Source organism: Pseudomonas sp. GW-45 (genome assembly GCF_056896675.1).
Genome location: NZ_CM167674.1, coordinates 3256267 through 3281671 on the forward strand (window position 1 = coordinate 3256267; position 25405 = coordinate 3281671).

At 53.3% G+C, this 25405-nt stretch carries 22 protein-coding genes, 6 tRNA genes and 3 rRNA genes; 3 read left to right on the forward strand and 28 right to left on the reverse strand.

What is annotated here, in order from left to right; translation table 11 throughout:
- Positions 1-2 precede the first annotated feature (2 nt).
- The 13 genes from rplA to AC1XYH_RS15320 form a co-directional block, all read right to left on the reverse strand.
- Positions 3-698 carry a 50S ribosomal protein L1 gene (rplA, locus tag AC1XYH_RS15260; RefSeq protein WP_483323977.1) on the reverse strand — a complete coding sequence of 232 codons (696 nt, stop codon included), beginning with the start codon at positions 696-698 and terminating at the stop codon, positions 3-5.
- Positions 698-1129 carry a 50S ribosomal protein L11 gene (gene rplK, locus AC1XYH_RS15265; protein WP_483323978.1) on the reverse strand — a complete coding sequence of 144 codons (432 nt, stop codon included), beginning with the start codon at positions 1127-1129 and terminating at the stop codon, positions 698-700. The genes rplA and rplK overlap by 1 nt, the downstream gene beginning before the upstream one ends.
- Positions 1130-1246: 117 nt before the next feature.
- Positions 1247-1780: a transcription termination/antitermination protein NusG gene (nusG, locus tag AC1XYH_RS15270; RefSeq protein ID WP_483323979.1), complete on the reverse strand. Its 534-nt coding sequence runs from the start codon at positions 1778-1780 to the stop codon at positions 1247-1249.
- 9 nt (positions 1781-1789) lie between these two features.
- Entirely contained in the window at positions 1790-2158 is a 369-nt protein-coding gene (secE, locus tag AC1XYH_RS15275) for a preprotein translocase subunit SecE (RefSeq protein ID WP_483323980.1), read from the reverse strand.
- A 37-nt stretch (positions 2159-2195) separates the two neighbouring features.
- Positions 2196-2271, reverse strand: a tRNA-Trp gene (locus AC1XYH_RS15280).
- A 57-nt stretch (positions 2272-2328) separates the two neighbouring features.
- Positions 2329-3522, reverse strand: a complete 1194-nt coding sequence (gene tuf / locus AC1XYH_RS15285; RefSeq protein ID WP_483323981.1) for an elongation factor Tu — start codon at positions 3520-3522, stop codon at positions 2329-2331.
- 85 nt (positions 3523-3607) lie between these two features.
- Positions 3608-3683: transfer RNA gene (locus tag AC1XYH_RS15290), tRNA-Thr, on the reverse strand.
- A 25-nt stretch (positions 3684-3708) separates the two neighbouring features.
- Positions 3709-3782, reverse strand: a tRNA-Gly gene (locus tag AC1XYH_RS15295).
- Positions 3783-3806: 24 nt separating this feature from the next.
- Positions 3807-3891 (reverse strand) — tRNA-Tyr (locus AC1XYH_RS15300).
- Between the two features lie 134 nt (positions 3892-4025).
- The gene (locus tag AC1XYH_RS15305; RefSeq protein WP_483323982.1) at positions 4026-4727 is read right to left on the reverse strand and encodes an SPOR domain-containing protein; all 702 of its coding nucleotides are present in this window, start codon (positions 4725-4727) and stop codon (positions 4026-4028) included.
- On the reverse strand, positions 4727-5476 hold the full coding sequence (locus AC1XYH_RS15310; protein ID WP_483323983.1) for a type III pantothenate kinase: 750 nt from the start codon (positions 5474-5476) through the stop codon (positions 4727-4729). The genes AC1XYH_RS15305 and AC1XYH_RS15310 overlap by 1 nt, the downstream gene beginning before the upstream one ends.
- Complete coding sequence (gene birA / locus AC1XYH_RS15315) at positions 5466-6434, reverse strand: bifunctional biotin--[acetyl-CoA-carboxylase] ligase/biotin operon repressor BirA (RefSeq protein ID WP_483326397.1); 969 nt, start codon at positions 6432-6434, stop codon at positions 5466-5468. The genes AC1XYH_RS15310 and birA overlap by 11 nt, the downstream gene beginning before the upstream one ends.
- Positions 6435-6501: 67 nt before the next feature.
- On the reverse strand, positions 6502-6735 hold the full coding sequence (locus tag AC1XYH_RS15320; RefSeq protein WP_483323984.1) for a DUF1127 domain-containing protein: 234 nt from the start codon (positions 6733-6735) through the stop codon (positions 6502-6504).
- Between the two features lie 95 nt (positions 6736-6830).
- Here AC1XYH_RS15320 and AC1XYH_RS15325 point away from each other — a divergent pair, with 95 nt between their 5' ends.
- On the forward strand, positions 6831-7685 hold the full coding sequence (locus AC1XYH_RS15325) for a LysR substrate-binding domain-containing protein (protein WP_483323985.1): 855 nt from the start codon (positions 6831-6833) through the stop codon (positions 7683-7685).
- Here the strand turns inward: AC1XYH_RS15325 and AC1XYH_RS15330 are convergent.
- The 15 genes from AC1XYH_RS15330 to urtA form a co-directional block, all read right to left on the reverse strand.
- Entirely contained in the window at positions 7675-8292 is a 618-nt protein-coding gene (locus AC1XYH_RS15330; RefSeq protein ID WP_483323986.1) for a class I SAM-dependent methyltransferase, read from the reverse strand. The two genes, AC1XYH_RS15325 and AC1XYH_RS15330, sit on opposite strands and share 11 nt — an antisense overlap.
- 33 nt (positions 8293-8325) lie before the next feature.
- On the reverse strand, positions 8326-9426 hold the full coding sequence (locus AC1XYH_RS15335; protein WP_483323987.1) for a sulfate/molybdate ABC transporter ATP-binding protein: 1101 nt from the start codon (positions 9424-9426) through the stop codon (positions 8326-8328).
- Positions 9426-10292, reverse strand: a complete 867-nt coding sequence (gene cysW / locus AC1XYH_RS15340) for a sulfate/thiosulfate ABC transporter permease CysW (protein WP_483323988.1) — start codon at positions 10290-10292, stop codon at positions 9426-9428. Before cysW ends, AC1XYH_RS15335 begins: the two co-directional genes overlap by 1 nt.
- Before the next feature lie 6 nt (positions 10293-10298).
- Positions 10299-11165, reverse strand: coding sequence for a sulfate/thiosulfate ABC transporter permease CysT (gene cysT / locus AC1XYH_RS15345; RefSeq protein ID WP_483323989.1), 867 nt, complete (start codon positions 11163-11165; stop codon positions 10299-10301).
- A 12-nt stretch (positions 11166-11177) separates the two neighbouring features.
- Complete coding sequence (gene cysP / locus AC1XYH_RS15350; protein WP_483323990.1) at positions 11178-12206, reverse strand: thiosulfate ABC transporter substrate-binding protein CysP; 1029 nt, start codon at positions 12204-12206, stop codon at positions 11178-11180.
- A 409-nt stretch (positions 12207-12615) separates the two neighbouring features.
- Positions 12616-12731, reverse strand: a 5S ribosomal RNA gene (rrf, locus tag AC1XYH_RS15355).
- Positions 12732-12866: 135 nt separating this feature from the next.
- A 23S ribosomal RNA gene (locus AC1XYH_RS15360) occupies positions 12867-15755 on the reverse strand.
- Between the two features lie 300 nt (positions 15756-16055).
- Positions 16056-16131 (reverse strand) — tRNA-Ala (locus tag AC1XYH_RS15365).
- A gap of 25 nt (positions 16132-16156) precedes the next feature.
- Positions 16157-16233, reverse strand: a tRNA-Ile gene (locus tag AC1XYH_RS15370).
- A 67-nt stretch (positions 16234-16300) separates the two neighbouring features.
- Positions 16301-17837 (reverse strand): 16S ribosomal RNA (locus AC1XYH_RS15375).
- The 16S, 23S and 5S rRNA genes sit together here with 2 tRNA genes alongside, the layout of an rRNA operon.
- Positions 17838-18451: 614 nt before the next feature.
- Positions 18452-19141, reverse strand: coding sequence for an urea ABC transporter ATP-binding subunit UrtE (urtE, locus tag AC1XYH_RS15380; protein WP_483323991.1), 690 nt, complete (start codon positions 19139-19141; stop codon positions 18452-18454).
- Positions 19142-19159: 18 nt separating this feature from the next.
- Positions 19160-19900, reverse strand: a complete 741-nt coding sequence (gene urtD, locus AC1XYH_RS15385) for an urea ABC transporter ATP-binding protein UrtD (RefSeq protein WP_483323992.1) — start codon at positions 19898-19900, stop codon at positions 19160-19162.
- Positions 19897-21039: an urea ABC transporter permease subunit UrtC gene (urtC, locus tag AC1XYH_RS15390; protein ID WP_483323993.1), complete on the reverse strand. Its 1143-nt coding sequence runs from the start codon at positions 21037-21039 to the stop codon at positions 19897-19899. Before urtC ends, urtD begins: the two co-directional genes overlap by 4 nt.
- Positions 21040-21066: 27 nt before the next feature.
- Positions 21067-21990 (reverse strand): urea ABC transporter permease subunit UrtB, encoded by a 924-nt coding sequence (urtB, locus tag AC1XYH_RS15395; protein WP_483323994.1) that lies wholly within the window; start codon positions 21988-21990, stop codon positions 21067-21069.
- A 72-nt stretch (positions 21991-22062) separates the two neighbouring features.
- On the reverse strand, positions 22063-23292 hold the full coding sequence (gene urtA / locus AC1XYH_RS15400; protein WP_483323995.1) for an urea ABC transporter substrate-binding protein: 1230 nt from the start codon (positions 23290-23292) through the stop codon (positions 22063-22065).
- A gap of 450 nt (positions 23293-23742) precedes the next feature.
- Here urtA and fmdA point away from each other — a divergent pair, with 450 nt between their 5' ends.
- A complete protein-coding gene (gene fmdA, locus AC1XYH_RS15405) occupies positions 23743-24972 on the forward strand; it encodes a formamidase (protein ID WP_483323996.1) in 1230 nt (409 codons plus the stop codon).
- Positions 24973-25043: 71 nt separating this feature from the next.
- Entirely contained in the window at positions 25044-25367 is a 324-nt protein-coding gene (locus AC1XYH_RS15410) for an FmdB family zinc ribbon protein (protein WP_483323997.1), read from the forward strand.
- Positions 25368-25405 lie beyond the last annotated feature (38 nt).

Genomic DNA, 25405 nt, shown 5'->3' on the forward strand with positions numbered 1-25405 from the left:
AATCACGCGTCCAGAGAAGCCTGATCGATCTGCACGCCTGGGCCCATAGTGGTGCTCAGGGTGACACGCTTCAGGTAAACGCCTTTGGAAGTAGATGGCTTGGCCTTTTTCAGGTCAGACAACAGTGCTTCAACGTTCTCTTTCAGCTTAACCGCATCAAAACCAACCTTACCCACGGAACAATGGATGATGCCGTTTTTGTCGGTGCGATAGCGAACCTGACCAGCCTTGGCGTTCTTAACAGCAGTACCCACGTCAGCAGACACTGTGCCAACCTTAGGGTTAGGCATCAGGCCACGCGGACCTAGCAGCTGACCCAACTGACCAACAACGCGCATAGCGTCTGGAGAGGCAATAACCACGTCATAATTCAGGTTACCGGCTTTCATTTCAGCAGCCAGATCATCCATACCAACCTTGTCAGCGCCGGCAGCCAGTGCGGCTTCAGCGTTGGCGCCCTGTGTAAACACGGCAACGCGGACAGTCTTACCAGTACCGTGCGGCAGCAAAGTAGCGCCACGCACAACTTGATCAGACTTACGCGGATCAACACCCAGGTTTACAGAAACATCGAAAGATTCAACGAACTTGACGCTAGATACTTCGGCCAAAACAGAAGCCGCATCTTCAAAGCCATAAACCTTACCGGCCTGAACTTTTTCGTTGATTGCCTTTTGGCGCTTAGAAAACTTAGCCATTACACACCCTCCACGTTAAGGCCCATGCTGCGAGCAGAACCAGCGATGGTGCGCAAAGCAGCTTCCATATCAGCAGCAGTCAGATCAGCCTTTTTGGCATTAACGATCTCTTCGAGCTGAGCGCGGGTTACAGTACCCACTTTCTGGGTATTAGGACGCGCCGAACCACTTTTCAGGCCAGCGGCCTTCTTAAGCAGAACTGCAGCGGGTGTACTTTTGGTTTCAAAAGTAAAGCTGCGGTCACTGTAAACAGTGATGATCACGGGAGTCGGCAGACCTGGCTCAAGGCCTTGGGTCTTGGCATTAAACGCCTTACAGAACTCCATGATGTTAACGCCATGCTGACCTAGTGCCGGACCTACTGGCGGACTTGGGTTAGCCTGAGCGGCCTTGACTTGCAGCTTGATATAAGCCTGAATCTTCTTCGCCATTGTCTTTCTCCAAAGGGTAATAGCGCCTTACGGCTTCCCGGTTTAGAAACATTCCCCAACTGACAACAAAACCCCGCATTGCGCTAGGCATTGCAGGGTTCAGGGGATTAAGTGAACTCAGCCTTTTTCGACCTGACCGAACTCGAGCTCCACCGGAGTGGGGCGTCCAAAAATGAGAACAGCCACCTGAACCCGGCTCTTCTCGTAATTAACCTCTTCAACAACACCATTAAAGTCAGCAAACGGACCATCTGTAACCCGGACAACTTCACCTGGCTCGAAGAGCGTCTTAGGCTTGGGCTTATCAGTACCATCTGCTACCCGACGCAGAATAGCGTCTGCTTCTTTGTCGGTAATGGGCGCTGGCTTGTCGGCAGTGCCGCCAATGAAGCCGAGTACGCGGGTTGTATCTTTCACCAAGTGCCATGTACCTTCGTTCATTTCCATTTGAACAAGGACATAACCAGGGAAGAACTTACGCTCACTCTTGCGCTTCTGACCATTGCGCATTTCCACCACTTCTTCGGTGGGAACCAAAATATCGCCGAATTGGTCTTCCATTCCGGCCAGCTTGACGCGCTCGTGCAGAGAGCGCATAACATGCTTTTCGTAGCCCGAATAGGCATGCACTACGTACCATCGCTTAGACACGGAGCACCCTTAACCAATAAACCGAGAAATAATCCAACCCAGAAGCGTATCAAGCCCCCACAAAATAAGGGCCATAACCAAAACCACCGCAACAACTATCATAGTTGTCTGAATGGTTTCAGGCCGGGTCGGCCATACCACTTTGCGTATTTCAATACGCGCTTCTTTCAACAGCGTCCAAAATGCCTTGCCTTTGCTGGTCTGCAGAGCAACGAAGCCCGCAACTAGACCCAGCACAACCAATGCAACGGCGCGGTACAAAACAGGCTCAGCAGAGAAGTAGGAGTCTCCGAATACACCAACGAAGACTAGTAAAGCCACAACAACCCACTTAACAATATCGAAGCGGTTATCGTGCAGCTCTGCCTTAGTGCTCATGAATCTTAAATCCTGTTTTGGAAGCCAGATATTAATCTGGCAGGCCAGGAGGGAATCGAACCCCCAACCTGCGGTTTTGGAGACCGCCGCTCTGCCAATTGAGCTACTGGCCTGTAATCGCAGTCGAGCCGGCAATCATACCGGCCCGACAATTCAAGATCAATGCAAAATTAAGCAATAATCTTGGCAACAACGCCGGCACCAACGGTGCGGCCACCTTCACGAATCGCAAAGCGTAGACCGTCTTCCATCGCAATCGGATGAATCAACGTGACGTCTAGCTTGACGTTATCGCCAGGCATTACCATTTCGATACCTTCCGGCAATTCGCAGGAACCGGTAACGTCAGTGGTACGGAAGTAGAACTGAGGACGATAGCCCTTGAAGAACGGAGTGTGACGACCGCCTTCATCTTTACCCAACACATACACTTCAGCTTCGAACTTAGTGTGCGGAGTGATACTGCCGACCTTGGCCAACACCTGGCCACGCTCTACATCTTCACGCTTGGTACCACGCAGCAGAACACCAACGTTCTCGCCAGCACGACCTTCGTCAAGCAGCTTGCGGAACATCTCAACACCAGTACAGATGGTCTTGACGGTGTCTTTAAGACCGACGATTGCTACTTCCTCGCCTACCTTGACGATACCGCGCTCTACACGACCAGTCACAACAGTACCGCGACCAGAGATGGAGAATACATCTTCGATTGGCATCAGGAACGGCTTGTCGATAGCGCGCTCAGGCTCAGGAATATAAGCATCCAGAGTCTCAACCAGCTTCTTGACAGCAGTAGTACCAATTTCGTTGTCGTCTTTGCCTTCCAGCGCCATCAACGCAGAACCGATAATGATCGGTGTGTCGTCGCCAGGGAAGTCGTATGCATTCAGCAGATCACGCACTTCCATCTCAACCAGCTCTAGCAGCTCTTCATCATCAACCATGTCCGCTTTATTCAGGAACACAACGATGTAAGGAACGCCAACCTGGCGAGACAGCAGGATGTGCTCACGCGTCTGCGGCATAGGGCCGTCAGCAGCGGAACAAACCAGGATAGCACCATCCATCTGCGCAGCACCGGTGATCATGTTTTTCACATAGTCAGCGTGGCCTGGGCAGTCAACGTGCGCATAGTGACGAGTCGGAGAATCGTACTCTACGTGCGACGTGTTGATGGTGATACCGCGAGCCTTCTCTTCCGGCGCGTTATCGATCTGATCAAAGCCACGAGCGGATCCGCCGTAAGCTTCGGCACAAACACGGGTCAGCGCAGCTGTCAGAGTAGTTTTACCATGGTCAACGTGACCAATAGTGCCTACGTTCAAATGCGGTTTTTTACGTTCGAACTTCTCTTTAGCCATCGAGAGATCCCCTATTCGTGAGAGCCATGCGCGTGTCACGCGACCATTAAATAAAAGGCAGATATTCGCATATCTGCCTTGATACTGGAGCTCATGAGCGGAGTTGAACCGCTGACCTCACCCTTACCAAGGGTGTGCTCTACCAACTGAGCTACATGAGCCTTTACATCTTTGCATTGCCAGAGCTGGAGCGGGTAGCGGGAATCGAACCCGCACTATCAGCTTGGAAGGCTGAAGTTCTACCGTTGAACTATACCCGCCTAGTGCCTGGCTTATGCGAAATCTGGTGGAGGGAGAAGGATTCGAACCTTCGAAGGCTAAGCCGTCAGATTTACAGTCTGATCCCTTTGACCGCTCGGGAACCCCTCCGCAAAAGAGGCGCCATTTTCATCACTTGGCACCACCCTGTCAACACTTTTATTAGCAAAAACACTTACTTGAAAGCTATTTTTAGCCAACATAAGCGCTCGCCGGCACAACTACACCATAGAGCGGGCGCCATTCTAGGGGATGTTGGCGCCTTTAGCAATGCCAGCACAGGCTTGATACTGATGTTGCATGGCCGGAAAATCTGTCCGCAAACGCGATAACATCGCCTGATCCAGCAGCCGACGCCCAGAGGGTGGGACCTGTAAACGATACTGCTCGCGTGTTTTTTCCACCGCCTCAACGCGAACATCGTAGCCCTCGGCCTCCAGCTGCGCCTTGCGTGCTGCGGCATAGTCCCGCTGGCTGAAGACCCCGAGGGAAAGATGTCCTGCCAGCGCGCCCCGGGTAATAACAAAACTGTCTATCCCTCGCTCTTGAAGCATGGAAAGCCTAGCCAGTGCGCCCTGGTTACCGCCGCTCACCGACATCACCAACCAATAATCAGTTGCCGCCACTTCTTCAAGCGTCATCAACTCGGCGGCCACATCAAGTGCTCGCAGGCGCTGCTGCAACTGCTCAGCTTCCGCGCGGGCACCGAACGTACCCAACATCACACACAACGCAGACGCGGGATCAGCCTGGATAGGCTTTGCGGGCACTTGAGGAGAGGAGCCGAGCGCTGCGCTCGACGACGGAGCACCCTTGTCGGACGGCAGATCGACAGCCGCCGATTGCTGCGTCTCACTCATTAAGGGCAGGTGCCAGCCACCAATCTGCCACTGCCATAGCGCATACAGCACATTGAGCAGCAGCAAAAACAAGAACAGTGAGCGCATCAATCAATCTCCATTGGACAAGCCAGAGCAAGACCGTCGAAGACCAAATCACTCAGCGTATGACAGGTTTCCGGTAGTGCCGCAGCCATCCGCTCAGCATCTCCACCAGTCAGTATTACAACCATTTCCTCACCCAGCACCTGACGCGCTACGCGCAACTGCTCACGGACAAAACCCACCAACATGAGGTCACAGCCGAATTCGACAGCCTCAGCGGTGCTCGCCCCCGGGACAGGCTGCAATAGATCTCCGCGCAGCGATTCATCGTAACGGATAAGACGAGTATGGCGCTGCAAGCTTGCACGCAACAACTTGCTGCCGGGTGCAATGTATCCGCCCATATGCTGTCCCGAAGCATCGACAAAATCCACGGTTACAGCAGTACCAAGATCAATCACCACACAGGCTCGCTTACAATGATTGTAACCAGCAACCACGGCCAGCCAGCGATCCATGCCAAGCTTGCCATGGTCAGCGTAACCATTGCGCACGCCATACAACTCCGCGCGACTCTTTGCCAGCACAGGGTGCAGCTTCAGCCAACTGGTAAGCTGATCCATGACCACCTGGGTTTCATCCGGCGAGCGTACGCTGACCAATCTGCAGCCATGAATCTCGCGCTCTTGCCCACCCAGCAAACATTGCAACTCCACCAAATCAGGGGCCATATCGCGATCACGTACGCGTCCCTCGCGGTCCAGCAAGCGCCATTTGATCAGTGTATTACCGCAATCTAACTCAAGAAGCATGACCCAACCTCAAACTGACTTCGCCACCACTAACAGCAAGCTCACCCTCATCGGTAAGCAGACGAAGAGATCCCTGCGCAGTGACGCCCAGATTACGCCCTACCAGCACGTTACTGCCGGAGATCACCCTTACATCCGCATTAAGCCAAGCATCGCAGTTTTGCCACTGTGCCTGAAAAGCCTCGAAGCCAGCTTGTTTAAATAGCACCAGAGCCTCCGCCAAACGAGAAGCGAAGACAGCAATTAACTGGTTGCGGTCGAGCAGACCTTTCTGACCTGAACGACGCAGCGAGGTCCAGCCTTGGTCGATGCTACTGTCTGCTTCCATTAATACATTTACCCCAACTCCGATCACCACCACCGCGTCGGCAGTCAAGTCACCGGATATTTCCAGCAGCACCCCAGCCAACTTCGCGCCATCGAGTAGCACGTCATTCGGCCATTTGAGACGGCAGCCTTGATAGCCACAGGCTTCAAGCGCCTGAATCAGTGTCAACCCAACCACCAGACTCAAGCCTTCCAAGCCTTGGGCTCCCCCGCTGACCGGCTCAACAAAAGACATATAAAGGTTCTGACCGAAGGGGCTACTCCACTGACGGCCGCGCCGACCGCGCCCGGCGGTTTGCTGCTCGGCCACAACCACCAGCGGCCGCACGTCCGCGCCGGCTATGAGCCGCTGCGCCTGGGCATTGGTAGAGTCGATTTGCTGATAAAGATGCCACTCCCAACGCGCCTCGAGAGGCGGCGGCAGTGCGGCCTGGATCGCAGCACTATCCAGCAGCACTGCGCCTAAGGGAATACGATAGCCTTTACCGCGTACGCGATGGATTGGAAAGCCCTGCTCTTCTAAGGGCTGCAGCGCTTTCCACACCGCAGCGCGGCTGACGCCAAGCTGCTCTCCGAGCTTTTCGCCCGAATGAAATTGGCCATCAGCCAGCAGAGCTAGAATCGCATGCAACATGAGTCGGCAGCACCCAGATGGAGAAACCGCACATCATACCGCTGCGAACGCTCTGCCGCTATCCTCAGGCCTTGTCGTCCCAAAACGGACGCCCGGCCTCATTCAGCGCTTCGGCTCGTGAGATACCGATATCGTGAAGCTGACCATCCGATAGGCTTGCCAACAGACGGCGCTCATAAGCCAACCGCTGCCAACGCGTTAGCGTACGGCAAACAGAGCGCACCAACGCTACGATGCGTGCACCACCCATCCGCAACGACGGCGAAAACACGCACCGTGCCAATAAACGAACATTCATAACGACTTCCTCCATAACTATGGAGAAAGTGTGCGACCACCGCTAACATCAATCCAACGAATGTTTCTTATGCAAACCATCTTGGAGATTGATCAATGGCTGAATACCCAACCATCGACAGCGAGCTACTGCGTACTTTCGTCGCCATAGCCGATCAAGGTGGCTTCACCCGAGCAGCAGACATATTAAATCGCACCCAGTCTGCAGTCAGCATGCAGATGAAGCGGCTGGAAGATGATGTGATCAAACGACGCCTATTCCAGCGCGCCGGTCGCCAGTTGGACCTGACCGCCGAAGGTGAACTGCTGCTTAGCTATGCACGACGCATTCTAAAACTGCAGGGCGAGATCATCAGCACGTTACGCGAGCCTCATATGGTGGGGTCAGTCAAAATCGGCACACCCGACGATTACGTCATGCGCTTTCTACCCAGCATCATGGCGCGATTTGCACAAAGCTATCCGATGGTTCAGGTGGAGTTGCACTGCGAGCCGTCTTATCAATTGTTGCAGCGCAAGGATCTGGATCTGACGATTGTCACGCGTAAGCCGGGGACTGAGATCGGCCAACTGCTGCGGCAGGAAAAAATGGTATGGGCTCAGGCTGCAGGATTTGCGCTGCAGGAACAGCCCAGCCTGCCGCTGGCCATGTTCAATAGTGATTGTTTCTGCCGGGAGTGGGCGTGCAATGCGCTGGACACCATGGAGCGGGACTACCGAGTGGCTTATACCAGCCCCAGCCTCTCCGCCATCATGGCGGTAGTCGGTGCCGGGCTGGCGATCACCGCACAACTGGAAAGCTTAATTCCCGCCAACATGCAGATTATCGGCAGCGAACACGGCTTGCCCACGATGCCTTCGGCCAGCATAGTCCTGTTGCGAAACCCACAAACACAAACGCCTATCACCGACTGCCTGGCCGAATACATAGCCGAAGGCTTCAGGCTTTAAGCGCGACACCCTGATAGAGATAAGTCATCGGGCGAGGACCGGAAATATAACCCGTATGCAACTCGTCCAGCGTAAACCTCGCTTGGTGCAACAAACTGGAAATAGCCCGATTGAGGTGGCAACCACCGGCAACTGGCTTCCACCAGGGAGTCAGACGGTGCTGCCAGCGCTGTACCGATAAGTCAGGGGCCAGACCGTGCTCGCAAAACAGCAGTTGCGCCCCCGGCTTCAGCACTCGACGCATTTCAGCCAGCGCAGGTAGCGGATCAGCAATGCTGCAGAGCGTGAAGGTCATAACAATACTGTCAAAACTCTCATCCGCGGCATCTATACCATCAGCCCCCACGGCAACCATCTCTACAGGGATAGAAATTTCAGCTGCCCGCTTACGCGCTAAGGTCTGCATTTGCGCAGCAGGATCGACACCCACAATACGACGCACTTTTTCCGGATCGTAATAACGCAGGTTGAGGCCAGTACCGATCCCAATCTCCAGCACATCGCCTTGCGCTCGCGGCACCAATTCAGCTCGTCGCGCCATCACATCGCCCATACCACAAGCAGCGTCAATCAACCGGGGCAGCACATAGCGATCGTAGGGATTCATTCCGACTCCGTGACAAAGCAACGCACGCCGAGCTCAGTCTTCAACCCAATTTAAGGTACGAGGACGAGTCTGCTCAATGCCGAACAGGTGTCCGACATCAGGCACAGCATAGCAGCGATCGCCGCGCTGCGGCTGCCAACGATTGAACTCAACATGACTGATACCCACCTCCCACGGTTCCTGTGCATCCCAGCCACAAGGAGTCAGTTCGAGCCGCACCTCAGCACCAATCAGACTAATGGATTCAATTCTGAGCGGTAAATGTGCATGCAGCGCGGGGCAATTTTGTAGCCTTACTTCATGCGGTCGCAGATACAGCTGCATCTCACCGGCGCAGTCCACCCCCTCGGGCATCTGCACCCAAGCGTCACCTTGACTAAGTCGTTGCTGCTCAAGCGAACCGCCCAGCACATTGACGTGCCCCAGAAAATCGAACACAAAACGGCTCTCTGGCTCGGCGTACAAAGCCTGAGGCCCGCCGACTTGCTCTATTTTTCCGGCACTCATGACGACCACACGGTCGGATAGCTCAAGCGCCTCCTCCTGATCGTGTGTCACAAATACGCTAGTGAAGTGCAGCTCGTCGTGCAAAGCCCGCAGCCAGCGCCGAAGATCTTTGCGCACCTTGGCGTCGAGTGCGCCAAACGGCTCGTCGAGCAGCAGAATTTCCGGCTTCATCGCCAAGGCACGCGCCAAAGCGATGCGCTGCTTCTGCCCACCCGACAGTTGTGCTGGATAGCGTGATGACAAGTGCCCCAACTGCACCATCTCCAGGAGGTCGGCAACCTGCCTGCGAATCTCAGCTGCAGGCGGACGCTGCGCGCGTGGCAGCACCTCCAGACCAAAAGCGATGTTCTGCGCTACAGTCATATGACGAAACAGCGCGTAATGCTGGAACACAAAGCCGACTCGGCGCTCGCGCACATGCAGCCTTGTTACATCCTTCCCGTGGAAGAGGATCCGGCCATGCTCGGCAGATTCCAGTCCAGCGATAATACGCAACAGGGTGGTTTTCCCGGAGCCTGAAGGGCCCAGCAAACCGGTTAGCTGACCGTCCGGGATATCGAGCGATATGTCCTTGAGTGCCTGAAACTGGCCGAAGTGCTTATTGACACCCTCTAAACTGATACTCATCAAATACTGTCCGATTGATCTGATACAGGCATACGTTGACGCGCCTGGCGCCACTCAATAAAACTTTTCACTAATAGCGTCAATAGGGCGATGCATGCCAGCAAGGAGGCGCTAGTGAACGCCCCCGCCACATTGTAATCCTGGTACAACAACTCGACGTGCAAAGGCAGCGTATTGGTTTCACCGCGAATATTGCCCGACACCACCGATACGGCGCCGAATTCGCCAACAGCTCGTGCATTGGTCAACACCACGCCGTACAACAAAGCCCATTGGATGTTCGGCAGAGTAACCTTGCGGAACAACTGCCAACCAGAAGCGCCAAGCACTACAGCGGCCTCTTCCTCATCTCGCCCCTGCTGCTGCATCAAGGGGATCAACTCGCGAGCCACAAACGGACAAGTGACAAATACCGTGACCATGACAATGCCAGGCCAGGCAAACATCAGCTGTATATCTTGATCCGCCAGCCAACCGCCCAACCAGCCATTGCTACCGTACAACAATAAATAAAGCAGACCGGCGACTACCGGTGACACTGCAAAGGGGATATCGATGAGGGTGATCAGCACCTTTCTGCCTGGAAACTCAAAGCGCGTTACCAGCCAAGCCAGAAAGACACCGAATACCAGATTGAGCGGCACCGTCAGCGCAGCAACAAACAGCGTCAAACCGATTGCCGCCAGAGTATAAGTGTCTGTCAAGTTGCTCCACAGACTACCCGGCCCTGCGGAGAAGGCTTGCGCGAAGATCAATACCAGCGGAATAACGAGTAGTAACAACGTCAACGTCAACGCCAGACCTATCAAGCTCCATTTAACCCAAGGCTGGTCGCCAATACGCAGCGTAGATTGAGTACGACTCATGAATAATTACCGTCCATGCAGGCGGCGTAAATACCGCGCTTGCCACAGATTAATCGCCAACAGCAAAACCAGAGAGGCCATCAAGACCACTGAGGCAATAGCACTGGCGGCCGCGTAGTCGTACTCCTGCAAGCGTACAAATATCATCAGACTGGTAATCTCACTGACGTAGGGCATATTCCCGGCAATAAAGATGACTGCACCAAACTCACCCAAGCTGCGGGTAAAAGACAAAGCAACCCCACTCATCAAGGCCGGCCAAAGCGCCGGGAATAGAATCCGCCTAAATACCGTCCAATCCCCGGCGCCCATACTGACAGCTGCCTCTTCATCTTCTGGAGCAAGATCCTCCAGCACCGGCTGCACCGTTCTAACCACAAACGGCAAACTGGTAAACGACATCGCTACCACAATACCCAAGGGTGTAAAAGCCACCTTGATACCAAGGGCTGTGAGGAACTGGCCGTACCAACCACCCTCTGAGAACAACGCGGCCAAGGTAATACCGGCCACTGCGGTAGGCAGCGCAAATGGAAGATCCATGAGCGCATCGACCAAGGGTTTACCCCAGAATTCGTAGCGCACCAGTACCCAGGCCAGCAGCAAGCCTACGACGCCGTTAAACAAAGAGGCGATTGCAGCGGCCCAGAGGGTCACCTTATAGGAAGACACCACGCGCTCATCGGTAATTACTGCCCAATATTCCGCCAGGCTCATCCCCGATGTCTGCATGATCAATCCGGTCAGCGGCAGCAGCAGTATCAGCCCAATAAACAGTAAAGATATGCCTAGGCTCAAAGCAAAACCCGGCAAGACTCGCTTACCGGGTTTATTCTGGCTTGCCGACGCGAAGCCGACTAAGTTTCTACTCATGAACTAATTCGATTATCTACGTTGGAGTTGGTCCAGTTTACCACCGCTGGCAAAATGCACCTTCATCGCGTTGTCCCAGCTGCCGGTAATTTCCTCAATGGGTAGCAGCTGCAGCTCGGGAAACTTGTCCGCGAACTCCAGTTTAACTGCCTCGTTTTGCACCCGATAATAGAACCCCGCAATCAGACGCTGGGCTTCTTCGCTATACATGTGTTCGAGGTATGCCTTGGACACCGCCTCGGTACCGTTACGCTCTACATTGCGATCGATCCAGGTAACCGGAAACTCAGCCAGAAAGCTTATTTTGGGGACCACAACCTCGTAGCCCGCATCCGGATTCTCGGCAACGATATTATTTACTTCCGATTCAAAGGTCAGCAATACATCACCAATATCGCGCTCAATAAAAGTAGTGGTAGCACCTCGTCCGCCAGTATCAAACACAGCGACATTACCCAAGAAGGATTTGAGGTAAGCATCCGTTTTGGCTTCGTCATCTGGATAGGCTTTCTGCGCATAGCCCAAGGCCGCCAGGTAACTGTAACGGCCATTCCCGGAGGTTTTTGGGTTGGGCATTACCGAGCTAACATCATCACGAGCAAGGTCATCCCAATTTTGAATATTCTTAGGATTACCCTTACGCACCAGAAACGCCATGGTGGAATAGTAAGGAGAACTGGCATTCGGCAAACGCTCACGCCAGTTAGCCGGAATTAACTCACCGCGCTGATGCAGGATATCCACATCTGTCACTTGGTTATAAGTAACAACATCCGCGCGCAACCCTTGAAGAATGGCCTGAGCCTGACGCGAAGAACCAGCGTGCGATTGCTTAACTTCGATCGTTTTACCGGTCTCTTTTAACCAATACTCACTGAATTGCTCGTTGTAGGCCGAGAACAACTCGCGCGCTATATCGTAGGAAGAGTTGAGCATTTCCTGATCCGCCGCTTGTAGCGGCGTCATGACCAAACTGGCACCTACCGCCACTAAGCTAACAGCGTTTTTCAGTCGTCCAAATACCGATAATTTGCCCAACATACTTTCCTCCTACGCCTATCAAACGGACAGGCAAGCCATTGAAAACAGGAAATACAGCCTACAGAAAGCGAAAAAATAGAACAATAAGATCTTTATACGGATTTACTTATTACTTAAAACACTAAAGCATAAGCTTAAGTCAGTTTTTTGTGGAGGGTACTTTGCAGCAAAGGCTGGAAAAAGTGCGTGCCGGCAACCAGCCGCAAAACAACTGAAGAGAGACCGCATTGTTTTTCGAGCGCACAAAGTAAAACCCCGGTCATCTTTCGATAACCGGGGTTTTGGTATAAGCGCTTGACGATGATTTGGCCGGCAGCCCGGTGGCCGGCATTCCGGTACTCTCACCGAGTAGTTTATTACGCGCAAAAAAATACCCTGATCATTGCTGATCAGGGTATTCGGTATAAGCGCTTGACGATGACCTACTCTCACATGGGGAGACCCCACACTACCATCGGCGATGCATCGTTTCACTACTGAGTTCGGGATGGGATCAGGTGGTTCCAATGCTCTATGGTCGTCAAGCAATTCGTTACTGCCCGGCAAAGCCGAACAGCTTAAAAGCTTGAATAAGTGATAGAAGCAATAAACAGTAATTTCGACAAGTTCTAGAACTGTCATTCTGTGTGCCCTGATAACACCAGATTGCTTGGGTGTTATATGGTCAAGCCACACGGGCAATTAGTATTGGTTAGCTCAACGCCTCACAGCGCTTACACACCCAACCTATCAACGTCGTAGTCTTCGACGGCCCTTTAGGGGAGTCAAGCTCCCAGTGAGATCTCATCTTGAGGCAAGTTTCCCGCTTAGATGCTTTCAGCGGTTATCTTTTCCGAACGTAGCTACCCGGCAATGCATCTGGCGATACAACCGGAACACCAGGGGTTCGTCCATCCCGGTCCTCTCGTACTAAGGACAGCCCCTCTCAAATCTCAAACGTCCACGGCAGATAGGGACCGAACTGTCTCACGACGTTCTAAACCCAGCTCGCGTACCACTTTAAATGGCGAACAGCCATACCCTTGGGACCGGCTTCAGCCCCAGGATGTGATGAGCCGACATCGAGGTGCCAAACACCGCCGTCGATATGAACTCTTGGGCGGTATCAGCCTGTTATCCCCGGAGTACCTTTTATCCGTTGAGCGATGGCCCTTCCATACAGAACCACCGGATCACTAAGACCTACTTTCGTACCTGCTCGACGTGTTGGTCTCGCAGTCAAGCGCACTTTTGCCTTTATACTCTACGCACGATTTCCGACCGTGCTGAGTGCACCTTCGTACTCCTCCGTTACTCTTTGGGAGGAGACCGCCCCAGTCAAACTACCCACCATACACTGTCCTCGATCCGGATAACGGACCAGAGTTAGAACCTCAAAGTTGTCAGGGTGGTATTTCAAGGTTGGCTCCACGCGAACTAGCGTCCACGCTTCAAAGCCTCCCACCTATCCTACACAAACAAATTCAAAGTCCAGTGCAAAGCTATAGTAAAGGTTCACGGGGTCTTTCCGTCTAGCCGCGGATACACTGCATCTTCACAGCGATTTCAATTTCACTGAGTCTCGGGTGGAGACAGCGCCGCCATCATTACGCCATTCGTGCAGGTCGGAACTTACCCGACAAGGAATTTCGCTACCTTAGGACCGTTATAGTTACGGCCGCCGTTTACCGGGGCTTCGATCAAGAGCTTCGCCGAAGCTAACCCCATCAATTAACCTTCCGGCACCGGGCAGGCGTCACACCCTATACGTCCACTTTCGTGTTTGCAGAGTGCTATGTTTTTAATAAACAGTTGCAGCGGCCTGGTATCTTCGACCAGCGGGGGCTTACGGAGCAAGTCCTTAACCCTCACCGGCGCACCTTCTCCCGAAGTTACGGTGCCATTTTGCCTAGTTCCTTCACCCGAGTTCTCTCAAGCGCCTTGGTATTCTCTACCTGACCACCTGTGTCGGTTTGGGGTACGATTTCTAGTTACCTGAAGCTTAGAAGCTTTTCCTGGAAGCATGGCATCAACCACTTCGCGTTCTAATGAACGCTCGTCATCAGTTCTCGGCCTTGATCTCCCGGATTTACCTAAGAAATCAGCCTACCACCTTAAACACGGACTACCAACGCCGTGCTGGCCTAGCCTTCTCCGTCCCTCCATCGCAGTAACTAGAAGTATGGGAATATTAACCCATTTCCCATCGACTACGCCTTTCGGCCTCGCCTTAGGGGTCGACTCACCCTGCGTCGATTAACGTTGCGCAGGAACCCTTGGTCTTCCGGCGTGGGAGTTTTTCACTCCCATTGTCGTTACTCATGTCAGCATTCGCACTTCTGATACCTCCAGCCAACTTCTCAATTGACCTTCACAGGCTTACAGAACGCTCCTCTACCGCTCATCATAAGATGAACCCGTAGCTTCGGTGTATGGTTTGAGCCCCGTTACATCTTCCGCGCAGGCCGACTCGACTAGTGAGCTATTACGCTTTCTTTAAAGGATGGCTGCTTCTAAGCCAACCTCCTAGCTGTCTAAGCCTTCCCACATCGTTTCCCACTTAACCATAACTTTGGGACCTTAGCTGACGGTCTGGGTTGTTTCCCTTTTCACGACGGACGTTAGCACCCGCCGTGTGTCTCCCGCGCTGACACTCACTGGTATTCGGAGTTTGCATGGGGTTGGTAAGTCGGGATGACCCCCTAGCCCAAACAGTGCTCTACCCCCAGTGGTGATACGCGAGGCGCTACCTAAATAGCTTTCGAGGAGAACCAGCTATCTCCGAGCTTGATTAGCCTTTCACTCCTATCCACAAGTCATCCGCTAACTTTTCAACGGTAGTCGGTTCGGTCCTCCAGTGCCTGTTACGGCACCTTCAACCTGCCCATGGATAGATCGCCCGGTTTCGGGTCTATACCCTGCGACTAAACGCCCTATTAAGACTCGGTTTCCCTACGCCTCCCCTAGACGGTTAAGCTCGCCACAGAATATAAGTCGCTGACCCATTATACAAAAGGTACGCAGTCACCCAACAAGTGGGCTCCCACTGCTTGTACGCACACGGTTTCAGGATCTATTTCACTCCCCTTACAGGGGTTCTTTTCGCCTTTCCCTCACGGTACTGGTTCACTATCGGTCAGTCAGGAGTATTTAGCCTTGGAGGATGGTCCCCCCATGTTCAGTCAACGTTTCACGTGCGCCGACCTACTCGATTTCACAACTAAGAGTCTTTCGTGTACGGGGCTATCACCCACTATGGCGGCTCTTTCCAGGGCCTTCCACTAAACTCAAAATTGCTTAAGGGCTACTCCCCGTTCGCTCGCCGCTACTTGGGGAATCTCGGTTGATTTCTTTTCCTCAGGGTACTTAGATGTTTCAGTTCCCCTGGTTCGCCTCACACACCTATGTATTCAGTGTGTGATACCTAGCTTATGCTAAGTGGGTTTCCCCATTCAGAGATCTCCGGATCAAAGGTCATTTGCCACCTCCCCGAAGCTTTTCGCAGGCTATCACGTCTTTCATCGCCTCTGACTGCCAAGGCATCCACCGTGTGCGCTTATTCACTTGACCATATAACCCCAAACAATCTTAAACTCAGTTAATTACTTAACCTTCGCTTAGATTATTGAGTGATATTAGGTGTACTACAGAATTAACGACAATTCCGGAACTTGCACTTGAAATTACAAGTTTACCTTAGCCACACAACATGCAGTGATACATGCCATGTGTCTGTACTTCTATCACATATCCAAATTTTTAAAGAGCGTCTGGTACAGAGACCAGACATCAATGATCCAGCTAGGCTGATCATTCATGTATGAACTCTGAGTTCCAATCTATGGCGAATTACTGTCTGCTGCGTCGTCCTGGTGGAGCCAAGCGGGATCGAACCGCTGACCTCCTGCGTGCAAGGCAGGCGCTCTCCCAGCTGAGCTATGGCCCCTTTCAGACCGGCACACCTCGACAATTGGTGGGTCTGGGCAGATTCGAACTGCCGACCTCACCCTTATCAGGGGTGCGCTCTAACCAACTGAGCTACAGACCCAATCGCCTTTCTTTATGAATCAAGTAATTCGTGTGAGTGCTTGAAGAGTGTCGTGTGATCTATCGATTAAGGAGGTGATCCAGCCGCAGGTTCCCCTACGGCTACCTTGTTACGACTTCACCCCAGTCATGAATCACACCGTGGTAACCGTCCTCCCGAAGGTTAGACTAGCTACTTCTGGTGCAACCCACTCCCATGGTGTGACGGGCGGTGTGTACAAGGCCCGGGAACGTATTCACCGTGGCGTTCTGATCCACGATTACTAGCGATTCCGACTTCATGGAGTCGAGTTGCAGACTCCAATCCGGACTACGAGAGACTTTGTGGGATTAGCTCCACCTCGCGGCTTGGCAACCCTCTGTATCCCCCATTGTAGCACGTGTGTAGCCCTGGCCGTAAGGGCCATGATGACTTGACGTCATCCCCACCTTCCTCCGGTTTGTCACCGGCAGTCTCCTTAGAGTGCCCACCATTATGTGCTGGTAACTAAGGACAAGGGTTGCGCTCGTTACGGGACTTAACCCAACATCTCACGACACGAGCTGACGACAGCCATGCAGCACCTGTGTCTGAGTTCCCGAAGGCACCAATCCATCTCTGGAAAGTTCTCAGCATGTCAAGGCCAGGTAAGGTTCTTCGCGTTGCTTCGAATTAAACCACATGCTCCACCGCTTGTGCGGGCCCCCGTCAATTCATTTGAGTTTTAATCTTGCGACCGTACTCCCCAGGCGGTCAACTTAATGCGTTAGCTGCGCCACTAAAATCTCAAGGATTCCAACGGCTAGTTGACATCGTTTACGGCGTGGACTACCAGGGTATCTAATCCTGTTTGCTCCCCACGCTTTCGCACCTCAGTGTCAGTATCAGTCCAGGTAGTCGCCTTCGCCACTGGTGTTCCTTCCTATATCTACGCATTTCACCGCTACACAGGAAATTCCACTACCCTCTACCGTACTCTAGCGAAGCAGTTATGGATGCAGTTCCCAGGTTGAGCCCGGGGATTTCACACCCATCTTACTTTGCCACCTACGCGCGCTTTACGCCCAGTAATTCCGATTAACGCTTGCACCCTCTGTATTACCGCGGCTGCTGGCACAGAGTTAGCCGGTGCTTATTCTGTCGGTAACGTCAAGATTGCAGCGTATTAAACTACAACCCTTCCTCCCAACTTAAAGTGCTTTACAATCCTAAGACCTTCTTCACACACGCGGCATGGCTGGATCAGGCTTTCGCCCATTGTCCAATATTCCCCACTGCTGCCTCCCGTAGGAGTCTGGACCGTGTCTCAGTTCCAGTGTGACTGATCATCCTCTCAGACCAGTTACGGATCGTCGCCTTGGTGAGCCATTACCTCACCAACAAGCTAATCCGACCTAGGCTCATCTGATAGCGCAAGGCCCGAAGGTCCCCTGCTTTCTCCCGTAGGACGTATGCGGTATTAGCGTCCGTTTCCGAACGTTATCCCCCACTACCAGGCAGATTCCTAGGCATTACTCACCCGTCCGCCGCTCTCAAAGGAAGCAAGCTTCCTTCTACCGCTCGACTTGCATGTGTTAGGCCTGCCGCCAGCGTTCAATCTGAGCCATGATCAAACTCTTCAGTTTTAATACTGATTGGGTTTTGTGAAAACCCTAAACTAGGCTCAGCTTTTACAAAAAACTCTAGAATTCACAGAGTAACTTGCTAGGCTGATAATCTTTCGGATCATCACATCCATTCAGCAAGCACCCACACGAATTACTTGATTCAAATTGTTAAAGAGCGATTCGGTCAGCGTCTCCGCCTAACCAAGGCCGCGAATTATACGCTAACCTTCTGTTCCGTCAAGCTTTTATTTGAAGTTTTTAACCGCTTCAAACACCGCTTGAGTGACTCGTTCCGGCTTTGCCGTTGCGTGTCAGGGAGGCGCATTCTACAGGAGCTAAGCCCCTTGTCAACACCTTCCGTCAAACTTGATGAGAGCTTCCCATCCACTGATTCAGACCTTAACTTCAGCCCCGAACCAGAGCGGCGCATTCTACGCCATCTCGCTTGCCTGTCAACCCTTATTTTCAAGCTAACTTATTGATTCATAAGCGCTTTACTTAGAGCTTCCTGCTCAGCGAGAGGGCGAATTATAGAGATCTCACACGCCGCGTCAAGCGCTTATTTACCGATACGCAATAAAAAGGCCCAGCACCTTTTATCGGTGCTGGGCCTAAGGCCTTTGGGAGCCTATTTATACGGATAGATAGCTACTGATGTGCGCCCTGTCGATCTGCTCGCCCACCGCTTCGTGCACTATTTGACCCTTGTCGATCACTAGCATGCGGTCAGCGACATTAAGGGCAAAGCTGAGCACCTGCTCAGACACCACAATACTGATTTTGCGTAGCTGCTTGATTTCGTTCAGCGTGGTCGCCAACTGTTTGATGATCGACGGCTGGATGCCTTCGGTTGGCTCATCGAGTAACAGTACCTTGGGATCAGCAGCCAGCGCCCTTCCAATAGCTAACTGCTGCTGCTGACCGCCCGACAAGTTACCCGCCTTTCGATGGCGCATCTCTAATAGCACTGGAAACAACTCGTAGATGTCATCCGGCACCTTACGACGCCCCGTCACTTCTAAACCGGCCATGATGTTTTCTTCTACTGTCAGGGAAGGAAACACCATACGCCCCTGGGGGACGTAGGCTATGCCGCTCGCCACCCGCTGGTAAGACTGGAGCTTGGAGAGCTTCTTATCGTTGAAGGTTATTTCGCCTCCGCTACAAGGGATCATGCCAATCAATGACTTGAACAATGTTGTCTTGCCCATGCCATTGCGCCCCATGATAGCCACGGTTTCGTTTTCCCCAACCTCTAGATTGATACCGTGGATTACCTCACTCATACCGTAACTGACCCGCAAATCGCTTACCGTCAACATGCTTAAACTCCTTATTGGTCAGTGACCGAGGTATACCTCAATGACTTTTTCGTTTTTTTGTACTTCGTCCATCTTCCCCTCTGCCAGCAACTTACCCTGGTGCAGCACTGTTACGCGGTGGGCGATGTCCTTCACAAAGTCCATGTCATGCTCGATCACTATCACCGAGCGATTCTTGCTGATGCGACCTAGCAGCTCGGCAGTCGCTTCACGCTCGGACACACTCATACCGGCGACCGGCTCATCTAGCATCAGCAACTCCGGGTCCTGAATCAGCAACATGCCTATTTCCAGCCACTGCTTTTGGCCATGGCTAAGGAGGCCGGCGCTGGTGTCCAGGCGATCACTCAAAAAGGTATCTTCCGCGACCTCAAGCACCCGGGCCGCGACTTCATCGGTGACTTTAAAGAACAGGCTGCCAAATACGGTCCGACCCTTTGGGTAAGACAACTCCAAGTTTTCACGGACACTGAGATTTTCGTAGATCGATGGCGTCTGGAATTTGCGCCCTACTCCGGCTTTAACGATGTCGTGCTCAACCAACTTGGTCAGCTCGACGTCCTTGAATTTGATGGATCCGGACGACGCCTTGGTCTTGCCACAAATCAAATCCAACAACGTCGTTTTACCTGCGCCATTCGGGCCGATCACCACACGGACCTCGTTACGTTCGACATACAGGTTCAAGCCATCCACCGCTTTGAAGCCGTCAAACGAAACAGTCAGATCCTCAATGGCCAACAATATGGGAGATGTCATGATTGAGCCTCCTGCGCGACGGACTTGTCGCCATTGTCCTTAGTAACGGATTTGCGCGAGAACAAGTTCGCAAAGCGAGGGCGAACGTAATCTTCGTAGATGCCTGCGAGCCCTTGTGGGAACAACAGCACTACACCGATAAAAAGCGCGCCCATGAATACGATCCAAAGCTGCGGAAAGCTCTCCGACAACATCGTTTTCGCCAGGTTGACCAACAAAGCACCATAGACCGCGCCGATCAATGACAACCGGCCACCCACCGCGCAGAAAATCACCATCTCAATGGATACCACGGTGCCAACGAACGAAGGCGACATGAAGCCGACTTGAAGCGCAAACATCGCACCCCCTATAGCGGAGAAAACACCGGCTAGTGCAAACACAAAGATTTTGATGTTGGCGACGTCATATCCAGAGAAGCGGACTCGGTCTTCTTGGTCGCGCATGGCGATGAGCAGTTTGCCGTAACGGCTGCTGAGTACGAACTGGCCTATCAATAAGCACACAATCAACAAGATGCAGCAGAGGAAATACAGCAGGTATTTGGCACTGTCAGGCCGAATGTCCCAGCCGAGCAGGGTGCGTAGGTCAGTGATACCGTTAATGCCGCCGGTGTAGCCCTGTTGACCAATGATCAAAATGGTAGCAATAGAAGCGATCGCTTGAGTGATGATCGCAAAGTAAACCCCACCGACTCGGCGCTTGAACATAGCTGCGCCGATAAGGAAGGCGAACAGCGCTGGCACCGTCAGGATTAACACGACCGTCAGCGTCAGGCTGTGGAAAGGCACCCACATCATCGGCAGTTCAGTGACCTGGTTCCAGTCCATAAAGTCGGGAATGCCCGGCGTACTTTGAATCGCCGTGTTTTCTGGGCTGGAGGCTTCCAGCTTAAGAAACATGGCCATGCAATAACCGCCCATACCGAAAAACACGCCTTGCCCCAAGCTGAGAATGCCCCCGTAACCCCAGCACAATACCAGCCCCACAGCGACAAAAGCGTAGGTCAAATACTTGCCCAACAGGTTGAGCCGGAAGACATCCAGCGTCAGCGGCAAGATCACCAGAAGCAGGACTGCCAGCGCCAGCAACTGCATCAGCCGTTGCCGCCCCCCAAATGCTGCTATCCATTTATCCATTTCAATAACCTCCAGCCAGAGCGTCGCTCAGCGACGCACCTTGCTTGCAAATAGCCCCTGGGGACGGAACATCAGAATGCCAACCACGGTCAGCAAGGTGATCACCTTGGCCATTGAGCCGCTTAGGAAGAATTCGAGAATCGATTGCGACTGGGCTATACCAAAAGCCGAGACCACGGTGCCAAGCAAACTGGCCGCGCCACCAAACACCACTACCAGGAAGGTATCAACGATGTAGAGCGAACCTGTGGTCGGCCCGGTCGAGGCGATGGTAGTGAAAGCGGCACCGGCCACACCGGCGATGCCGCAACCCAACGCGAAAGTAAAGCGGTCAACCCGCTGGGTATTGATACCCGCGGCGTTAGCCATTGCCCGGTTCTGTGTGGTAGCACGTACCTTGATACCCCAGCGCGAGCGATACAGGAGTATCACTACGAGCAGCGTCATCATGGCGGTAATACCCATCACTAACAGGCCGTTCAATGGAATATCGATAATGTCGGTCGGCGCCCAAGAGCCCATCAACCAGTCAGGCATCGTCACGCTAACTTCACGTGGTCCGAAGGTAGAACGGTAAATCTGTTGCAGAATCAGCCCCAAGCCCCAGGTGGCCAGCAGCGTATCCAGCGGCCGACTATAAAGGCGCCTGATCAACAGCATCTCGACCAGATACCCCAAGATAAATGTACCCGCAAAGGCGAGCACCACCGCCAAGGGGAAATAGAAGTCCTGCATCCAGGGCCAGGTTTGCGTAGCAAGCTCGGATACCATCCAGGTGATATACGCACCCAAAGTAAGAAACTCGCCATGGGCCATGTTGATAACGCCCATCTGCCCAAAAATGATTGCCAGCCCGAGGGCCATCAGCAGAAAGACGCAGAACAAGCTCAGGCCACTGAAGCCCTGCATAACGAAAATGGCCGTCAGCTCCTGCGATGTGTAACCGCCCATAATTACTCTCCTAGACTCGGAAGGGTGCGGCCGCAAGGGCCGCACCGGATTACTTCACGTCATCAGTGCGTCTTATTGATAACCTTCCGGGAAGGGGTTTGGCTCGATCAGCTCAGACTCGTAAACAACCTTAGCCTGGCCATCTGCCTGCCATTGACCTACACGCAGCTTGCTCCAGAGGTGATGGTTTTCATGAACCTTCACGTAGCCTTCAGGAGCGGTGGTCAGCTCGATATCAGCAGAGGCAGCGGCAACAGCATCAATGTCGAAGCTACCGGCTTTCTCAACTGCAGCTTTCCACAGCCATGGGCCAAGGTAAGCAGCCTGGGTCACGTCACCGATAACGCTGTCGTCGCCCCAGCGCTCTTTGAACGCATTAACGAAAGCGACGTTGTTTTCGTTATCCAGCGACTGGAAGTACTTCATTGCGGAGTAGAAACCTTCCATGTTCTCACCGCCGATGCCGAGCACTTCGTCTTCGGTAACGGAGATAGTCATGATGGTTTGACGATCAGCAGTGATACCCGCGGCTTTAAGCTGCTTCCACCAAGCGACGTTTGAGCCGCCAACGATGCTGGAGTAAACAACGTCAGGCTTCTTTAGGCGGATCTTGTTAATCAGCGAGCCGAAGTTGGTGTTGCCTAGTGGGTAATACTCTTCACCTACTACAGTGCCGCCCAAAACATCTTCAATGTGCTTGCGAGCGATCTTGTTAGAGGTGCGTGGCCAAATGTAGTCAGAGCCAACCAGGTAGAAGGTTTTGGCGTCTTTCTCTTTAGCGATCCAATCCAAGCCGGCGATGATCTGCTGGGTAGCTTCCTGGCCGGTGTAAATCACATTCTTGGACTGCTCCAAACCTTCGTAGAAGGTCGGGTAATAAAGCATACCGTTCTGGTTCTCGAAGACGGGCAATACTGCCTTGCGTGAGGCTGATGTCCAGCAACCGAATACGGCCGCGACATGATCCTGTACGAGTAGCTTGCGCGCTTTCTCAGCGAAGGTCGGCCAGTCGCTGGCACCGTCTTCCTGAATAATCTCAATCTGCCGACCCAGCACACCGCCCATGGCATTGATCTGTTCAATGGCCAGCTTTTCCGCTTCTACCGAACCGGTTTCACTGATCGCCATCGTGCCGGTGACCGAATGGAGAATGCCGACCTGAACAGTGTCGTCGGTAACGGCCAACCCAGTGGTATTGACCTCAGCGGCACCAGCCATACCGGTAAATCCCAAACCAGTACTCAGCGCCAACCCTAGAAGGCGGCGCTTCCAGGCCGGTTTGCTGCGTGTTGAATCTTGCATAGGGTAAATCTCCTTAGTGTGGGTAACACCGGAGAACGGGTCTCACTCCCTACCCGCTCGCCTGTCACCCTTACCCCCAGAGCAACCACTGTGCCAGTCAACCAAGAAGGCATGACAAATAAGGTAGCCAATTTAAAAAACCCATTAAAATCAGACAGATAAACTAAAAAAATAAATCGCCCAGCAGCTCTCAGCAGGGCAATGTCAAATGCGCGACAAGGGAAATGACAATGCCGACCTGCCATTGTTAAGACATTGTCACTATGCGGGGCATGACATTGTCACGCCCGCGCCTCACAAATATGCCAATGACACCTGACAATCCACATAAGATGCTGTTTTTACTTACATTTTAAAATGTAATGAAAGATGGCACGCCTCATGCTCTGGGTTGAGGACGGGCCGTTCTAAGGCCTGACAAACTACCCCCGACGCAGAGGATTCCCTGTCATGGCTGAAACACTGATCAAGATCGACCTGAGCAAAAGCCCTCAGGAGCACGACAACATTCACAACCGCTGGCACCCAGACGTGCCGATGGTGGCCACCGTTAAGCCAGGCGCCGATTTCATCATCGAGTGCATGGACTGGACTGGCGGCCAGATCAGCAACAATGACAGCGCCGAAGACGTGCGTGACGTGGACCTGACCAAGGTTCACTACCTGAGCGGCCCTGTCGCAGTTGAAGGCGCTGAGCCCGGCGACCTAATGGTGGTCGATATTCTTGATATTGGTGCATTTGCCGATCAGATGTGGGGCTTCAATGGCGTATTCGCCAAAGAGAACGGCGGCGGCTTCCTGACTGAGCATTACCCTGAAGCACGCAAGACCATTTGGGACTTCAACGGCATCTATACCAAGTCCCGTCACATCCCCGGTGTTGAGTTCATTGGCCTTATGCACCCCGGTTTGATTGGTTGCCTACCTTCGCAATCACTGCTCGACGAGTGGAACACGCGAGAACAGGCGCTGATTGATACCGATCCAGACCGCGTACCGGGCCTGGCGAACCCACCCTATGCCCCTACCGCGCACGTTGGCCGTGCAACAGGTGATGCTGCGGCCAAAGTAGCTAACGAAGGTGCCCGTACCGTTCCGCCGCGCGAGCATGGTGGCAACTGTGACATCAAGGATTTGACCAAAGGCTCGAAGGTATATTTCCCGGTCTACGTAAAAGGCGGTGGACTGTCCATGGGCGATCTGCACTTCTCCCAGGGCGACGGCGAAATTACCTTTTGTGGCGCGATTGAAATGGCGGGCTGGATCCATATCCGCGTCAACCTGATCAAAGATGGGGTGAGGAAATACGCGGTAAAAAATCCGATCTTCCAGCCCAGCGACATGGCCCCGAGCTATAAAAAGCACCTCATTTTCGAAGGCATCTCGGTCGATGAAAACGGCAAACAGCATTATCTGGATGCCCACGTCGCCTACCGCCAAGCGTGCTTGAACGCCATCGAGTACCTGAAAAAGTTCGGCTACAGCGGTGCCCAAGCTTACTCATTGCTGGGTACGGCGCCAGTGCAGGGTCACATCAGCGGGATCGTCGATGTACCCAACGTTTGCGCCACGGTATGGATCCCCACCGAGATCTTTGATTTCGACATTATGCCGAACGCCGACGGCCCAACCATTGCGGTAACCAGCGACGAAATCCCCACCGCACTCTGGAAAGGCTAACCGCAGACGCGCGGGGCGCACCAAGTTAGCGCGCCCCGTCTTCTTTCCTTTGAGTTAATCGGGAGCATCTTATGCCGCTATACGATTTTGAATGTGATGCCTGCGGGCCTTTCGAGGCTCTACTACCCAGTAATGAACGCAACCTTCCGCGCGCCTGCCCAGCCTGCAGCCAGCCTATGCAGCGGCGTATTTCCGCGCCACGCCTGCAGACCATGAGCAGTCACCAGCGCAAGGCACACGAGACCAACGAGCGGAGCGCGCATGAACCCAAGGTAAGCCACGGGCACAGTTGTTGCAGTTCAGGACCATGTCAGCACAAACCGCGTGCAGACGGGCAGCCTCCTGCCCTGAAGCAGCAAAGCGGTCCGCGACGACCCTGGATGATCAGCCACTAGCGCTGCTCCGATAGCGGGCATTGCCTGCGTCGATATTT

What these genes read in the sequence shown, in the direction of transcription:
- rplA (WP_483323977.1), bottom strand. Translation starts at nt 698, where the DNA reads ATGGCTAAGTTTTCTAAGCGCCAAAAGGCAATCAACGAAAAAGTTCAG.
- rplK (WP_483323978.1), bottom strand. Translation starts at nt 1,129, where the DNA reads ATGGCGAAGAAGATTCAGGCTTATATCAAGCTGCAAGTCAAGGCCGCT.
- secE (WP_483323980.1), bottom strand. Translation starts at nt 2,158, where the DNA reads ATGAGCACTAAGGCAGAGCTGCACGATAACCGCTTCGATATTGTTAAG.
- tuf (WP_483323981.1), bottom strand. Translation starts at nt 3,522, where the DNA reads ATGGCTAAAGAGAAGTTCGAACGTAAAAAACCGCATTTGAACGTAGGC.
- AC1XYH_RS15305 (WP_483323982.1), bottom strand. Translation starts at nt 4,727, where the DNA reads ATGCGCTCACTGTTCTTGTTTTTGCTGCTGCTCAATGTGCTGTATGCG.
- AC1XYH_RS15310 (WP_483323983.1), bottom strand. Translation starts at nt 5,476, where the DNA reads ATGCTTCTTGAGTTAGATTGCGGTAATACACTGATCAAATGGCGCTTG.
- AC1XYH_RS15320 (WP_483323984.1), bottom strand. Translation starts at nt 6,735, where the DNA reads ATGAATGTTCGTTTATTGGCACGGTGCGTGTTTTCGCCGTCGTTGCGG.
- AC1XYH_RS15325 (WP_483323985.1), top strand. Translation starts at nt 6,831, where the DNA reads ATGGCTGAATACCCAACCATCGACAGCGAGCTACTGCGTACTTTCGTC.
- AC1XYH_RS15330 (WP_483323986.1), bottom strand. Translation starts at nt 8,292, where the DNA reads ATGAATCCCTACGATCGCTATGTGCTGCCCCGGTTGATTGACGCTGCT.
- AC1XYH_RS15335 (WP_483323987.1), bottom strand. Translation starts at nt 9,426, where the DNA reads ATGAGTATCAGTTTAGAGGGTGTCAATAAGCACTTCGGCCAGTTTCAG.
- cysW (WP_483323988.1), bottom strand. Translation starts at nt 10,292, where the DNA reads ATGAGTCGTACTCAATCTACGCTGCGTATTGGCGACCAGCCTTGGGTT.
- cysT (WP_483323989.1), bottom strand. Translation starts at nt 11,165, where the DNA reads ATGAGTAGAAACTTAGTCGGCTTCGCGTCGGCAAGCCAGAATAAACCC.
- cysP (WP_483323990.1), bottom strand. Translation starts at nt 12,206, where the DNA reads ATGTTGGGCAAATTATCGGTATTTGGACGACTGAAAAACGCTGTTAGC.
- urtE (WP_483323991.1), bottom strand. Translation starts at nt 19,141, where the DNA reads ATGTTGACGGTAAGCGATTTGCGGGTCAGTTACGGTATGAGTGAGGTA.
- urtD (WP_483323992.1), bottom strand. Translation starts at nt 19,900, where the DNA reads ATGACATCTCCCATATTGTTGGCCATTGAGGATCTGACTGTTTCGTTT.
- urtC (WP_483323993.1), bottom strand. Translation starts at nt 21,039, where the DNA reads ATGGATAAATGGATAGCAGCATTTGGGGGGCGGCAACGGCTGATGCAG.
- urtB (WP_483323994.1), bottom strand. Translation starts at nt 21,990, where the DNA reads ATGGGCGGTTACACATCGCAGGAGCTGACGGCCATTTTCGTTATGCAG.
- urtA (WP_483323995.1), bottom strand. Translation starts at nt 23,292, where the DNA reads ATGCAAGATTCAACACGCAGCAAACCGGCCTGGAAGCGCCGCCTTCTA.
- fmdA (WP_483323996.1), top strand. Translation starts at nt 23,743, where the DNA reads ATGGCTGAAACACTGATCAAGATCGACCTGAGCAAAAGCCCTCAGGAG.
- AC1XYH_RS15410 (WP_483323997.1), top strand. Translation starts at nt 25,044, where the DNA reads ATGCCGCTATACGATTTTGAATGTGATGCCTGCGGGCCTTTCGAGGCT.